The 14,419-nt window shown below is 63.7% G+C and carries 14 protein-coding genes; 11 read left to right on the top strand and 3 right to left on the bottom strand.

The features are described 5' to 3' along the window. The 6 genes from MLD24_RS12675 to ybaK all read left to right on the top strand — a co-directional run bounded on the left by MLD24_RS12675 (position 1) and on the right by ybaK (position 6,119). Positions 1-366 (top strand): c-type cytochrome, encoded by a 366-nt coding sequence (locus MLD24_RS12675; RefSeq protein WP_248166913.1) that lies wholly within the window; start codon positions 1-3, stop codon positions 364-366. Positions 367-583: 217 nt separating this feature from the next. Further along, positions 584-1,954: a D-arabinono-1,4-lactone oxidase gene (locus tag MLD24_RS12670; protein ID WP_227172910.1), complete on the top strand. Its 1,371-nt coding sequence runs from the start codon at positions 584-586 to the stop codon at positions 1,952-1,954. Next, positions 1,954-3,273: a DSD1 family PLP-dependent enzyme gene (locus MLD24_RS12665; protein WP_248166912.1), complete on the top strand. Its 1,320-nt coding sequence runs from the start codon at positions 1,954-1,956 to the stop codon at positions 3,271-3,273. The genes MLD24_RS12670 and MLD24_RS12665 overlap by 1 nt, the downstream gene beginning before the upstream one ends. A gap of 56 nt (positions 3,274-3,329) precedes the next feature. Next, complete coding sequence (locus MLD24_RS12660) at positions 3,330-4,445, top strand: phospholipase A (RefSeq protein ID WP_227172912.1); 1,116 nt, start codon at positions 3,330-3,332, stop codon at positions 4,443-4,445. Positions 4,446-4,806: 361 nt separating this feature from the next. Then, the gene (locus MLD24_RS12655) at positions 4,807-5,622 is read left to right on the top strand and encodes a DODA-type extradiol aromatic ring-opening family dioxygenase (RefSeq protein ID WP_248166911.1); all 816 of its coding nucleotides are present in this window, start codon (positions 4,807-4,809) and stop codon (positions 5,620-5,622) included. Positions 5,623-5,651: 29 nt separating this feature from the next. After that, on the top strand, positions 5,652-6,119 hold the full coding sequence (gene ybaK, locus MLD24_RS12650; RefSeq protein WP_248166910.1) for a Cys-tRNA(Pro) deacylase: 468 nt from the start codon (positions 5,652-5,654) through the stop codon (positions 6,117-6,119). Here ybaK and MLD24_RS12645 read toward each other — a convergent pair whose 3' ends face one another. The 3 genes from MLD24_RS12645 to MLD24_RS12635 form a co-directional block, all read right to left on the bottom strand. After that, a complete protein-coding gene (locus MLD24_RS12645; RefSeq protein ID WP_248166909.1) occupies positions 6,120-6,503 on the bottom strand; it encodes a RidA family protein in 384 nt (127 codons plus the stop codon). A gap of 69 nt (positions 6,504-6,572) precedes the next feature. Then, complete coding sequence (locus MLD24_RS12640) at positions 6,573-7,835, bottom strand: NAD(P)/FAD-dependent oxidoreductase (protein ID WP_248166908.1); 1,263 nt, start codon at positions 7,833-7,835, stop codon at positions 6,573-6,575. Between the two features lie 13 nt (positions 7,836-7,848). Further along, a complete protein-coding gene (locus MLD24_RS12635; protein ID WP_227172917.1) occupies positions 7,849-8,697 on the bottom strand; it encodes an IclR family transcriptional regulator in 849 nt (282 codons plus the stop codon). 234 nt (positions 8,698-8,931) lie between these two features. Between MLD24_RS12635 and hutG the strand changes: the two genes are divergently transcribed. From hutG to MLD24_RS12610, 5 genes are read left to right on the top strand one after another with little or no spacing between them, the layout of a single operon-like run. Then, a complete protein-coding gene (gene hutG / locus MLD24_RS12630) occupies positions 8,932-9,885 on the top strand; it encodes a formimidoylglutamase (protein ID WP_248166907.1) in 954 nt (317 codons plus the stop codon). A 54-nt stretch (positions 9,886-9,939) separates the two neighbouring features. Further along, the gene (locus tag MLD24_RS12625; protein ID WP_227172919.1) at positions 9,940-10,908 is read left to right on the top strand and encodes a TAXI family TRAP transporter solute-binding subunit; all 969 of its coding nucleotides are present in this window, start codon (positions 9,940-9,942) and stop codon (positions 10,906-10,908) included. Further along, a complete protein-coding gene (locus MLD24_RS12620; RefSeq protein ID WP_248166906.1) occupies positions 10,886-11,380 on the top strand; it encodes a DUF1850 domain-containing protein in 495 nt (164 codons plus the stop codon). The genes MLD24_RS12625 and MLD24_RS12620 overlap by 23 nt, the downstream gene beginning before the upstream one ends. A gap of 21 nt (positions 11,381-11,401) precedes the next feature. Further along, positions 11,402-13,642, top strand: coding sequence for a TRAP transporter permease (locus MLD24_RS12615; RefSeq protein ID WP_248166905.1), 2,241 nt, complete (start codon positions 11,402-11,404; stop codon positions 13,640-13,642). Positions 13,643-13,660: 18 nt separating this feature from the next. After that, positions 13,661-14,419, top strand: coding sequence for an IclR family transcriptional regulator (locus tag MLD24_RS12610; protein WP_248166904.1), 759 nt, complete (start codon positions 13,661-13,663; stop codon positions 14,417-14,419).

Genomic DNA, 14,419 nt, shown 5'->3' with positions numbered 1-14,419 from the left:
ATGCGCAAAGCACCCCTTTCCCTGCTTGCCCTGACGCTCGCCGGTCTGCTGGCCGGCTGTGACCAGGGCCCGGATCAGGCCACTGTGGTGGCCTACGCCGCCTCCGCCCAGCCCGCTGACCCGGCGCTGGCGGAGATCTATCAGCGGTCGTGCCAGGCCTGCCACAGCCGTGGCACCTCCGATGCACCGCTGGTGGGCGACGAAACCGCCTGGCAGCCGCGGCTGGAGCAGGGCATGGACACCCTGCTGACCCACGTAGTGGAGGGCTATGGCGGCATGCCGCCCTACGGCCTGTGCATGGATTGCAACGCGGCTGAGTTCGAGCAGCTGATCCAGTTCATGTCCCATTACCCGGACAATTCTTAAGGAGCAACTGATTGACTCAGGATCACCTCTGGCCTTCAGAGCGGTTCACACTCAAGGCGCGGCTTTGCAGGAAGGCTGGCTGCCTTTCAAAAAGTCGCAACGCTGAGTGTGGATCGCTCTGAAGGCCCCGATGGGCGTGCGCTGAGCGCGCAGAGGCAATTCGGAGTCAATCGGGGGCTCCCTTACTCCCATTACAACCAGAGGCAGGACACACGCCATGGCAAATCGTCGGGAATTCCTCAAAACCCTGGTGGCCGCCGCAGCGGCCACTTCCTTGCCAGTGCAGCAGGCGCTGGCCAACAGCGGCACGGATGGCCAGCGCCTGGCCTGGAAGAACTGGTCCGGCTCCCAGATCAGCCACCCCCAGACCCGCATCGCGCCGGCCACTGTCGCCGAACTGCAACAGCAGGTTCGCGATGCCCGCGGGGTCATCCGCGCGGTGGGCTCGGGCCACTCGTTCTCGCCACTGGTGCCGACAGACGACACCCTGATCTCCATCAACCGGCTGAGCGGGGTACTGAGTCACGACGACGCCCGCCAGCAGGCCACCATTGCCGCCGGCACCCGTCTCGGCCAGCTGGGGGGACCGCTGGAGGAGCGCAACCAGGCCCTGATCAACATGCCGGACATTGATCAGCAGACCCTCGCCGGCTCCCTTGCCACCGCGACCCACGGCACCGGCGCCGGACTGCAGTGCCTGTCGGCCAATATCGAGGCCCTGTCCCTGGTCACCGCCCGTGGCGAGCAGGTGCAGTGCAGCCGCGACCACAACCGCGAGCTGTTTGATGCCGCCCGGGTTGGCCTCGGCGCCCTCGGCATTGTCACCGACGTCACCCTGCAGAACACCCGGCCCTACCGGCTGAAACGGGTGTCGGAATGGATGCCGATCGAAGACATCGTCGCCAACGCCCAGGACACCGCCGACAAGTACCGCAACTTCGAGTTCTTCTACATTCCGTTTGCCGGTATGGGGCTGCACGACACCCAGGAGTTCACCGACGAACCGGTGTCCAGCACCGAGAAGTTCGACCAGAACGACGGCGCCCGCGACCTGCAGAACGTCCGCGACATGCTGAGCTGGTCCGACACCATGCGACGCATGGTGCTGCAGGGCATCCTCAAGACCATCGACAAAGAAGTGAAGGTGGCATCGTCCTGGCAGAACTACACCAGCGAGCGCAATGTCCGTTTCAATGAGATGGAATACCACCTGCCCCGGGAAGACGGCCTCAAGGCACTGATGGAGATCAAGGAGGTGGTGGAGAACAACTTCCCCGAAGTGTTCTTCCCGTTCGAGGTGCGCTTCGTCAAGGGCGACGATATCTGGCTCAGTCCGTTCTACCAGCGCGACAGCATTTCCATCGCCGTCCACCGCTTCTTCGAGGAGGACTACAAGCCCCTGTTCAAGGCGGTGGAGCCGATCTTCCGCAAGTATGGCGGACGTCCCCACTGGGGCAAGCTCAACACCCTCACCGGAGCAGACTTCAAGACCCTGTACCCCCACTGGGATGACTTCCGCGCGGTGCGCCAGGAGATGGACCCGGACGGCCGCTTCCTCAACCGCTACCTCAAGGACCTGCTTGCCTGATGCACAACAGCGAAGCCTTTTCCCACAGTCGCCGCCGGCTGCTGCTTGGCGGCGCCGCGGTGGGCCTGGCCGCCGGGATCGGCTGGCTACGGCCAGGCGCCGCCAGCGGCAGTCATAGCGCCTACTTCCAGAGCCTCAGCAAGGCCGCGGACCGGAACGGGGTGTTCCAGCCCCAACTGATTGTTGATCAGCAGCGAATGCTGGCCAACCTGGACCGCCTTACTGCCGCCCTGAAGAATCAGTACCACTACCGCATCGTCGCCAAATCCTTGCCGTCGGTGGAGCTGCTGGCCACCCTGATGGAGCGGGCCGGCACCAACCGGCTGATGGTGTTCCACCAGCCGTTTCTGACCCAGGTCGCCCGCGATCTGCCCGCCGCCGATGTGTTGCTGGGTAAGCCACTGCCCGTGGCGGCAGCGATGCGTTTCTACCAGCAGCTGGCCGCCGACACCACCGACTTCCAACCGGAACGGCAACTGCAATGGCTGATCGACAGCCCTGAACGTCTGGGCCAGTATCACCAGCTGGCGCAGCAGCGCAGCCAGCCCATGCGGCTGAACCTGGAAATCGACATTGGCCTGCACCGGGGCGGTATCCAGTCACTGGAGACCCTGGAAACCATGCTGCAAACCATCGATGCCTCCCCCTGGCTCACCTTCTCCGGTTTTATGGGCTACGAGGCCCACATCGCCAAGGCCCCTGGCAGCAACGACTGGCTGCGGGACCAGGCCATGGAACGCTACCGGGCTTTCGTTGCACGGGCAGAGCGGACCCTGGGCCGGTCCATCCGCGACCTCACCCTCAACACCGGCGGCAGCACCACTTACACGCTGTATCGGGACCGCCACGACCAGGTGGTGGCCAACGAAATCGCCGCCGGCTCGGCACTGGTGAAGCCCACCGACTTCGACCTGCCAACGCTGGCAGACCACGTGCCGGCTGCGTTCATCGCCACCCCGGTGCTGAAGGTGCTCGACCGTACCGAAATTCCCGGTGCGCCGGGTCTGGGCCGGTTGATGAGCTGGTGGAATCCCAACCGGGAGAAAACGGTGTTCATCTACGGCGGCTACTGGAAAGCGGTTCCCGAATCCCCCGCCGGCCTCAGCATCAATCCGGTGTATGGGCGCTCCACCAATCAGGAGATGCTCAATGGCAGCGCTGACCTGACCCTGAAGCCCGACGACTGGGTGTTCCTGCGCCCCACCCAGAGCGAGCAGGTCTTCCTCCACTTCGGTGGCATCGTCCGCTACGACGCCGACCAGCAGCAGCTGGACGGACACTGGCCGGTGCTGGGGAGCCGCATTACCGGCCAGTCATAGGGCTGACCAGGGAATGGTGATAGGCTCATTGCTGCCAAATCACAGGGGAAGCAGGAATGAGCTCATCTCAGGTCCGGGCGCGGGGCGCCCACTGGCTGGCAGTCACGCTGGGACTGACCAGTGTTGCGGCGGTGGCCGAGGAGACCGATCCATACACCCTGCCGGCCGCCGAGCTGGAGGAGTGTGCGTTACTGGAGAACGGCATCAAACGGCTGGCCTGTTTCGATGCTGCGGTGGACACCGAAACCCTCAACCGCAGTTCCAGCCCGGAGCAACGCCAGCAGGCGGAAAAGAAAACCGAGCTGATCGGACCCCGGGCCTATGACGCCAATGGCGAAGTGGAAGACAAGGAAGACATGGCCGAAGCCCTGGTCAGTCGCCACATCGCCACCGAGCGGGCGTTCATGTCGTTCGCCGGCAATTTCCTGCCCCACAAGCAGAGCTACCTGCTGCCCTACACCTACACCCTGGACACCAACCCCAGGCCCCACAGCCCGACGCTGGGTTTCACCGACTACGACTACGACGTTGAAAACCACGAAGCCAAGTTCCAGCTGAGTTTCAAGGTGCCCTTGCTCAGCGGCGTGTTCGACAAGCGCACCACGCTCTGGTTCGGCTACACCCAGACCTCGTTCTGGCAGCTCTACAACAAGGACGATTCGGCGCCGTTCCGGGAAACCAACTACGAGCCGGAAGTGTTCATGCGTTACGACCTCGGCATGGACCTGGGCCCGGGCCGTATCGATGTGGTGGAGCTGGGCTTCACCCATGAATCCAACGGTCGCACCGAACCCCAGTCCCGCAGCTGGAACCGCATCAATGCCTCCGTCACCTACGGCGTCGGGCGCTGGCTGTTCGCGGTCAACCCCTGGTACCGCATCCCGGAGAAGCGCTCGGACGACAACAACCCGGATCTGGACCGCTACCTGGGTTACGGCGACCTGTGGACGCTCTACAAGGTGGACGAGGCCCGCACCGTGTCCCTGCGGCTGCGCAACAACTTCCGCACCGAGGACAATCACACCTCAGTGGAACTGGGCTACAGTTTCCCCCTGGGTCAGTCGGTCAAGGGCTATATCCAGTATTACAACGGCTACGGTGAAAGCCTGGTGGACTACAACGTCCGAATCCACCGGCTGGGGGTCGGGATCATGCTCCACGACTGGCTCTAGTGTCCCGTCTGGTTAATTCGTTAGCTTACTGCTTGTCTCTGAGGGTTCTGACCAAGGCGCCGCTGTGCCGATGTGGTGGTTCCACATCAAACAGTGGCAACACAGGCTCAGAGCCCTCAGAGACAAGCCCTTCGGGAGCCACTGACAACCCGAATAGCGTCGTTGTACTGCCTCGATTTGGAACCACCAAACCGTCACCAGCACGCCTAGCTCTTCGGGTTGTCAGTGGCTCAGTAAGTCAACGAATTAACCAGACGGGACACTGAAGCTTCAGTTTTTCTGAACGAGTTGGCCAGCTTCTTCCGCTTTGCCCGCATTACGGCGCCGGGCAAGATAACGCGGTAACCAAGGAGATCGCCGTATGGCCCAGATTCTGTACCTGCCCCACGGTGGTGGCCCGCTGCCGCTGCTGAATGACCCCGGTCACCAGGCACTGACCGACTTCCTCACCCGGATTCCCGAGCAGCTAGCACCGCCCGAGGCCATCCTGGTGATCAGCGCCCACTGGGAGGCACCGCGCGTAACCGTTACCACCGCGGCGCAACCCGACCTGCTGTTTGACTACTACGGCTTTCCGGAGGCCGCCTACCAGCTCCGTTACCCGGCCCCTGGTGAGCCGGCGCTGGCCGCGGAGATCCTGCAACGGCTCAAGCAGGCCGGCATCGAGGCCGACGGCGACGACCAGCGCGGATTCGATCACGGCCTGTTCGTGCCCCTGTTGCTGATGTACCCGGACGCCAACATACCCTGTGTCCAGCTGTCACTGCATCAGGACCTCGACCCCCAGGCCCACCTGGCCCTCGGCGAAGCGCTGGCACCACTGCGCCAGCGCAACCTGCTGGTGATTGGCTCGGGGCTGTCATTCCACAACATGGCGCTGCTGAGACAGGGTGGAGGTGATGGTCATTATGACGCCGACATCGCCGACTTCCACCGCTGGCTGATCGAGACCTGCGCCAGTGACCTGAACCACGACCAGCAACGGCAACGTCTGCTCAACTGGCAACAGGCCCCCGCCGCCCGCCTGTGCCACCCTCGCGAGGAGCATCTGCTGCCGCTGCACGTATGCTGGGGCATGGCCGGGGGCGACAACGCCGCCGAGGTGGTGTTCAATGACCGCATCCTGGGCCATCAGGCCGTCGGCCTGTTGTGGTCAGAGCTGTCCGGCCACGCCTGATCCGAACCAACCACCAGCAGAGGCACCCCATGACACCCGGCATCAACATCGCCCGGAAAGCGGGCATTTCCCACACCATCCACGAATACAGCCACGAACCCGGCAGCGAATCCTACGGCACCGAAGCGGCGGACAAGCTGGGGCTGGCCCACCATCAGGTGTTCAAGACCCTGGTGGCCAAGGTGGATGGTCGGGAACTGGTGGTGGCGGTGGTGCCGGTCAGCGCGATGTTGTCGCTGAAGCAGATCGCCCGGGCCGCCGGTGGCAAGAAAGCCACCATGGCGGAGCCGACGGAGGTGGAGCGCAGCACCGGCTATGTCCTCGGTGGGGTCAGTCCGCTGGGGCAGAAGAAGCGACTGCGCACCTTTATTGATGACTCCGCCACGACCCTGGAGCGCATTCATGTCAGCGCCGGACGAAGGGGGCTGGAGATTGAGCTGGCGCCTGGCGACCTGCAACAGCTCACCGGCGCCCGGCTGGCCCCCCTGCAGGCCTGATCAGTCCTGCTGCGCCATCGCCGCGTAGACCACCAGTTCCACCTTCATCTCCTCCCGGGCCAGTCCGGCCACCACCACCGCGGCACGGTTCGGGTAGGGCGCCTGGAAATACTCGGCGTAGATGCGATTGACCACCGCCAGGTCCGCACGCTCGGTGACGTAGATCATCACCTGGGTCACCGCCGACAGGTCAGTGCCGGCGCAGGCCAGGGTATGGCACAGGTTGTCCAGGGTCTGGCGGGTCTGGGCTTCGATGCCCCCGGCCACCACCTGACCGTCAGCGTCGATGGGAATCTGCGCGGTGAACAGGATGCCATTGCCAATAGTGGCCCACTCCAGTGGCGACGGCGAGGCATACAGGTCGGTTTTTACGGTAGAGATCATGGTGTTTCCTTAACGAGCGTCTGATTAAACTAGTGAATGTGAATGGATGGCACGGGCGGTGCCGGCGCCCTACTTCTCGGCGCCAGCCAGGTGTTTTTCGACCGCGCTGACGGCACGGAACCCCAACTGCCGGAACGGCTCCGGAGGCATCCAGGCCGCCCGCCCCAGCACACCGGGAACGTCGAGATGGGGCTGCTGACAAGCCAGCCGCGCCAGCTCCGAACCCAGCAACCAGCCCTTTAGGATACCGACACCGTTGCAGCCGATGGAGGCAAACAGTCCCGGTTCCAACTGTCCCCACAACGGCGCGCCGTTAAAGGTGAGGGAGGTGGTCCCACCCCACCAATGCTCCAGCCCCAAAGATCGCAGCTGCGGGTAGCGCCGGGTCAGGCTGCGCATCAGTTCCTTTGCCACTTCCTGACCTCCTTCGTGCTCATATCCGTACATACCCCGCACCATCAGCCGACGGTCCTCGGTGGTACGGAACGTTGACCCCAGCCGATGGGCCGGCAGTAGACCCCACTGTCCGCCGGGGGCCAGGGACTCGAACAACGGCGCCGGCAGACGTGGGGTCAGGCCGGCGTAGGTGAAGATCTTGACGCTGTAGGCCCGGCCATAACCCAGACCGGCGGCAAAAGCGTTATTGGCCAGGAACACCTGACCGGCATAGGCGGTGCCATTGGGGGTACGCACCAGCCAGCGATCGCGCTCCCGGCTGATCACCATGGCCGGGCTGTGTTCATGGACGGTGACCCCGGCCGGCGCGGCGGCAACCAGGGCGCGGATCAACTGACGGGGGTTCACCAGGCGACTGCCGGGCAAGGCCAGGCCCTGTCGATAGTGGTGGCTGCCGGTGAGAGCGGTGACGGCGTCCCGATCCAGCCACTGGCAGGGTTGGCCTGAGGCTTCCAGATGCCGGGCCATGGCCTGCAGATGCTGCTGCCCCCGCGGTGACGCGGCGCCCTTGAACACCGTCGCCGTGGCGCTCTGATCAAGATTTGCCAGCGTTGCCATGGTGTGATGAACCGTGCGGTAAGCCTGATACAGCGACTGCGCGGCCTCCGCCGACGGCGCGGCCAGGGCGTGCTCCAGCATGAACCCGGAGTTCCGCCCCGGCGAGCCGGCGCCCACGGCATCGGCTTCCAGCACCCGGATGTCTGCACCCGGGCGCAGACTGGCGAGGGTTCGGGCGATGCCCAGGCCGGTGTAACCGGCGCCGATCACGACTGCATCACAGTGCACCGGTCCCTGCAGCGGCGCAGCCGCCGCACCATCGCTATCAACCACCTGCCAGCCGCAATGGCGCAGGTAATGGGGGTGGGTAGATGTCATCGTCAATACCTCATCACACGATGGTGTCAGCAAGATCGTTGTCACGACCCTCGTTGCTATCCTCGTTACTATCTTCGTTACTACCTTCGTTACTACCAAAAAAAGCCTGGCGAATGCGGCTGGCGGCCGCCTGCAGCCCGGAAATCAGCGCCTCGTCGTGGCCATCACTGAGCCGCGAACGTCGCAGGCAACAGCTCACCGCAGCCACCGCCCGCTGGCGATCATCCAGCACCGGCACCGCTATGCCGGTGAATTCCGGCGGATCACTGCCCTCCACCCCGCGAGTGAACTGAAGGTGCCGGCACATCGCCATCGCCTGCGCCACCTGGGGCACCTGAATGCCATAGTCCCGCCGCAGGCGCGGGCCATTGTGGTCAAGAATCTGCTGCTGCTCGTCCTCGCCCAGGAAACTCAGGACCGCCACCGACGCCTGGCCAACACCGCAGAGAATCTCATCACCACATTGACGGGTGTAACTGCGGGCCGGAAAGCGACCGTCGTAGATCGCCAGACACATCACCGTCATCCCATTGGGGACCATCAGGAAGAAGCTGTCGCCATGGCGCTCGGCCAACTCCAGCAATGGCAGTCGGGCAACATCGGCGATGCCGCCACGCGCCTGCTCCCCCCAACGCAGCAGGGCCGGCCCCGCCAGCAGCGGTCCCCGGGGCAGGGGCTGTCGTAACAGCCCCATCTGCCGCAGGGCACGGGTCAGCCGGTACAGGGTGGGGGTGCTGAGGTCGGTCATTGCTTCCAGCTGGGCCACGGTCAGCCCCCGCTCCCCGGCACGCACCACCAGATCCAGGACCCGGTAGCTGCGATCCAGGGTCTGAATGCCGCTGCCATGGTTGCTGTCCGTCATCGGCTACCGCCCCCCATCAATCGTCCGCTGGCGCTGCTGATCGGCCTATCGGTTGGCACTATACGCCGCGCTCCGGGAAGCGCCTTATCAGCAGGCGATAATTTCACCAAAACAGGCGAAACAAAATCATATGAGTATTTAGAATTTAAATATGAATAACTTGTTGCCATATACGGTTTGAAACGATCAGTTTATGTGCTTATATGCGTCTTAAGTTAATATCTAGGTGTAACTATGGCAATCGATCTTCAACCCCAACCCTGGCAAGGCAGACTCGATCCGGAAGATGGCCCGTCTTCGGTACGCTGGCATCAGCGCATCGACCCGGCCAGCCAGACCCCCGGCCACGCCGAGTTCGGTTTACTGGGGTTTGCCTGTGACGCCGGCGTCCGCCGCAACAAAGGCCGCCCCGGCGCTGCTGCGGGACCAACGGCGTTTCGCGGCCAACTGCGCAACCTGGCCTGGCACGGCGACCGGTCGCGGATGCTGGACTTCGGAGACGTGGTGGTTGAAGGCGATGCCCTGGAGGCTGGCCAGGCCCGCCTGGCCGAGGCGGTGGCCGAGAGTCTGGACCGGGTCTACCGGTTGCTGGTGATCGGCGGTGGCCACGAAACCGCCTGGGGCTGCTTCAGCGGGCTGTACCAGACCCTGCCGGCCAACACCCGGGTAGGCATCATCAATCTCGACGCCCATTTCGATCTACGCAAACCGGGGGCCGATGGGGTATCCTCCGGCACCCCTTTCTACCAGATCGCAGAAAAGCTGGGCACCGATGCCTTCCATTACTGCTGTCTGGGCGTTTCCCGTACCAGCAACACCCAGGCGCTGTTCGACCGGGCAGACGAACTCGGGGTGTTGTACCGGGAGGATCGGGAAATGCTGCCCCGTCATGTTCCCGAGATCTGCCAGCAGATCCGCGATTTCTGTGCCGCGGTGGACGTCCTCTACCTCACCATTGATCTGGATGTGCTGCCGCACTTCCAGTCTCCCGGTGTCAGTGCGCCGGCGGTGCGGGGGGTGTCGCTGGAAGTGGTGCAGTCAGTAATAGAGGAAGTCCTGCGCAGCTCCGTGCAATGCCGCTACGGCCTGCCGCTGGTGGACATGACCGAACTGAATCCGGACTACGACGTCCATGGCATCACCGCCAAAACGGCAGCGATGCTGGCCGACACTCTTCTGTGTCGATAACCGTCATCACGCGATGGCACCAGAAAGACCCACTCTCATCAGGAGACGATAACAATGACCAAACTGAAAAAGTTCCTTCTCTCTGCCGCCCTCAGTGCGGGTGTGGCCGCTACTGGCGCCGCCCAGGCCCAGGACCGGGTGTTCTTCGGCATCGCTACCGGCGGCACCGGCGGCACCTACTACCCGCTGGGCGGCATGCTGGCCCAGGTGATCTCCAACAACGCCGAGCTGGAAGGCAAGAAACTGTCCGCCACGGCGGAAACCGGTAACGCCTCGGTAGCCAATGCCGGCCTGCTGGGCCGTGGTTCGATCGAATCCGCCTTTGTCGCCGCCGACATTCTGGACGCCGCCTACAATGGCCGTAACCAGTTCGAAGGCAAGGCCATCACCAACCTGCGGGCCCTTGGCGCACTCTACCCGGAAACCGTGCAACTGGTCGCCCAGCCGGGCCTGGAAACCTTTGCCGACCTGGCTGAGCATACCGTCAGCTCCGGTTCCCCCGGTTCCGGTCAGTGGCAACTGCTGGGTGACCTGCTGGCCGCTCATGGCATGAGCCGCGACGACATCGGCGAGGACTACTCCTCGTTCTCCCAGTCCGCCGAAAAGCTCAAGGACGGTAACCTGGATGCGTCGCTGATCACCGCCGGCTCTCCCACCGCCTCCATCACCGAGCTGGCGAACGGCCATGACATCAACATCATCCCGCTGTCCGGCGCGCCGATCGCCAAGCTGCAGGAAACCCAGCCGTACTACGCCTCCGCGGTACTGCCGGCCGGCACCTACAACGGCGTCGACCACGATGTGGACACCATCGCCGTACGGGCCATCTGGGCGACCCACGCCGACCTGCCGGAAGACATCGCCTACGCCGTCACCAAGGCGCTGTATGAGAACACCGAAACCCTCGGCAAGGTTCACGTGAAGGGCAAGGAAATCAGCGTTGAAACCGCGCTGCAGTCCGTTTCCATTCCGTTGCACCCGGGCGCTGAGCGGTACTTCCGTGAAAAAGGCATCATCGAATAAGCGCTGCGCGTTGCCGTGGCTGGTGGCAGGCCTGCTGGGCCTGTTCACCAGCACCGCGGATGCGGCGGCACTGCGTGTGACGGTGCACCGCGGCGGGCAGTTCCTCGCCTGCATCCCGCTGCCGCAACCCCGCTTTGAGCTGTCGTTCATCCATTCGGTGTCGCTGACACCGGTTACCGATGTCTACCAGCTGACCACCGCCGATAACGACGGCTGGACCCTGCTGCAGACCCGGGAGCGGTTCATCGCCCACGGCCAGGGCTTGCCCTCGATGGCGAACGAACCGGATGCCACGGCCTTCCGTCACCACGACGGCGTTTTTGAGCTGGAGATGGCTCGTCCCATCCCCCGGCTGATTGTGCGGACGGACGCCCGTTTCAGGAATCGACTGCACACCGGTCAACAGACCGTTGATCTTAACCAATGGCCGGACAACGGGCTGCTGATCGCCCCCGTGTCCCGCTGTGACTAACACCCCACCGAGTGTACAGGCATGAGCAACTCGCGAACCTACGACTCCGATCAGGCCGGTGGCCATCCCCCTGAGATGCACCAGCAGGATCTGGACAACCTGATCAAGCAATTCGACAACGAATCCAACTTCCGGGACCTGAAGGGCGTGCTGAAATGGCTGGTCACCGCCGCCTGTGTGGTGCTCAGTCTGTTCCACATCTACACCGCCGGTTTCGGCCTGCTGAATGAGGTATCCCACCGTACGGTCCACATGGCCTTCATCATGGGCCTGCTGTTCCTGGTGTTTCCCCGCCGCCGGCCAAAGCGGCCCAAAGTTGCCACCACCATGGGCCTGGCCTACGGTGCGTTCTACCTGTTGATCGCCTACCAGCTGGTCGGCGCTCTGGGTAGCCAGATGCCAGCCTGGTGGGGCTGGGGCATCTACGCCTTTGCAGTGATGATGGCGATTTCGGCCCTGCCTCTGAGTTTCCTCGGCAATGGCCACAAGCCCGGCTGGCTGGACTGGCCGCTGGCGGTCGCCGGTGCCGGCTTCTCGGCGTACCTGGTGATCTTCTTTGAAGAGATTTTCATCATCAACGTAGGCTTCCCGCAAACCTTCGACTACCTGATGGGCGGCATTGCCATCATGCTGGTGGTGGAAGGTGCCCGCCGCACCATGGGCGAATCGCTGTCAGTGATCGGCGTGCTGGCCCTGCTGTACGCCATGTTCGGCCCGCAACTGCCGGGCGTGATGGCGCACCGTGGCTATGACGTTATCCGTCTGGTGGAACACCTGTACCTGGGCACCGAAGGTATCTACGGCATTGCCATTGGCGTGGTCGCCACCTACGTCTTCCACTTCGTGCTGTTTGGCGTACTGGCCCAGGCCTCCGGTCTCGGTCAGCTGTTCATTGAACTGGCCACCATGGTCGCTGGCCGTTACAGCGGTGGTCCGGCCAAGGTATCGGTGGTGTCCTCCGGGTTCTTCGGCATGATTTCCGGCTCCCCGGTGGCCAACACCGTCACCACCGGCGCCTTCACTATCCCGATGATGCAGCGCTACGGCTTCAGCGGCCGCTTCTCCGCCGCCACCGAGGCGGCGTCCTCCTGCGGCGGCCAGATTACCCCGCCGATCATGGGCGCCTCGGCGTTCGTGATGTCGGAAATGCTCGGCGTGCCCTACAACGAGCTGATCCTGATCGCCATCATCCCGGCGGCCTTCCACTACCTGGCCACCCTGTGCATGGTGCACTTCGAAGCCCGTCGCCTCGGCCTCAAGGGCATGCCGTCCGACGAGATTCCCCGTCTCGGCGATGTCATGGCGCGCCACTGGCACCAGGTGATCCCGCTGGTGGTCATGGTGACCCTGCTGCTGATGCAGTTCACGCCCTTCCTGGCGGCGTTCTGGGGCATCATCCTCACCATCGTCTGCTCCTACATTCCGCTGCTGCTCAAGCCGCTGGGCTTTGACCGGCTGGATCACGAAAGTGTGCTGACGCCACGGCGGCTGATGCATGGCCTGGAAGAGGGCGCCAAACAGTCCATCGCCATCACCGCGGCGTGTGCCTGTGTCGGCTTCCTGCTGGGCGTGACCACCCTGACCGGTCTGGGCTTCAAGTTCTCCGGCGCCATCGTCGGCCTGGCCCACGATTTCGGTGGCACCCTGAGTGCGCTGATTCCGTTCGACCTGGTCACCGAGGACGGCCTGACGCTGTTCATCGCGCTGATCCTGGTGGCACTGGCCTGCATCCTGATGGGCGCCGGCATCCCCACCACGCCGACCTACATCATCCTGGCCTCCATTGTGGCGCCGGCGCTGGACGATTTTGGTATCGCGCTGCTGGCCACCCACTTCTTCATCTTCTACTACGGTGTGCTGGCGGACGTGACGCCCCCGGTTGCCCTGGCGGCTTACGCCGGTGCCGGTATCTCCGGTTCCGACCCGATGCGTACCGGTACCACCGCGTTCCGGCTGTCGATGGGTAAGGCACTGGTGCCGTTCATGTTCCTGTACGCACCCAGTCTGCTGTTCCTGGACTTCACCTGGACCGAGTTCAGCCTTGCCATGATCAGTGGGGTGCTGTGTATAGTGGCACTTTCCGCCGCCTACATCGGTTACTTCAGCGCGCCGCTGTCGCGGGCCGAGAAGACCCTGCTGACCATTGCCGGCCTGGTCTTGGTTGGCAACAGCCCGTGGCTGATCGCCATCGCCGGCGCCGTGGTGCTGGTGATTCTGGGGCGGAACTATCGCAACGGCCAGTCGTCACTGGCGGTTGCCTAAACGGAGGGAGATCAAGCCTTGAGTGAAAAGGACTACACGGTTCCGGCCCTGCAACGGGGCCTGCGCATCCTGGAGATGTTCGACAGCCAGCGCCGGACCATGAGCCAGGCGGAAATGGCCGAACAGCTGGGGGTCAGCACCAGCTCGCTGTACCGCATCGTGCAGACGCTGACCAACATGCAGTACCTGAACAAGATCGGAACCAACACCTACACTCTGGGCACCCAGGTGGTGTCACGGGGCTTCAGCTACCTTGCCAGTCGCGAGATTGTCGAGGTGGCCGCTCCGTTCATCACCCGGCTGCGTGACAGCACCTCGCTGTCGAGCCATCTCGGCATCCGCGATGGCGCCGAAACCCTGTACGTGTTCCGCGCTCTGGCGCTGCAGCGGCTGTCGGTCAACGTGCCACTGGGCACCCGCTTTCCCTGCCACACCACGGCCATGGGACGGGCGCTGCTGATGGGCATGACCCCGGCGGAGCTGCAGACCCTGTACCAGGGCCAGCGCATCGACGGCTACCCGGTGCCTGCGCCACAAACCATGCCGGAGCTGATAGCCCAGTGTGAGAAGGAGCGCAGCCAGGGCTGGAGTCAGCACTACTCGGATTACTCCACCGCGCTGGCGGTACCGATCCGTAACTTCACCGGCAACGTGGTTGCGGCCATCAACATCTCCGGCCCCGACCCGGTGATGAACAGCGATGCCGTCCGCCAGCAACTGATCGACGCCCTCCAAGACACCGCCCGGGAGATCATGCGTCAGTTGGGTGGCTGCTAG

This window comes from Marinobacter xestospongiae (genome assembly GCF_023156385.1).
Classification (GTDB): Bacteria; Pseudomonadota; Gammaproteobacteria; order Pseudomonadales; family Oleiphilaceae; genus Marinobacter; species Marinobacter xestospongiae.
The sequence above is the reverse complement of the archived record's forward strand: the minus strand, read 5'-3'. Positions and strand labels throughout refer to the sequence as shown.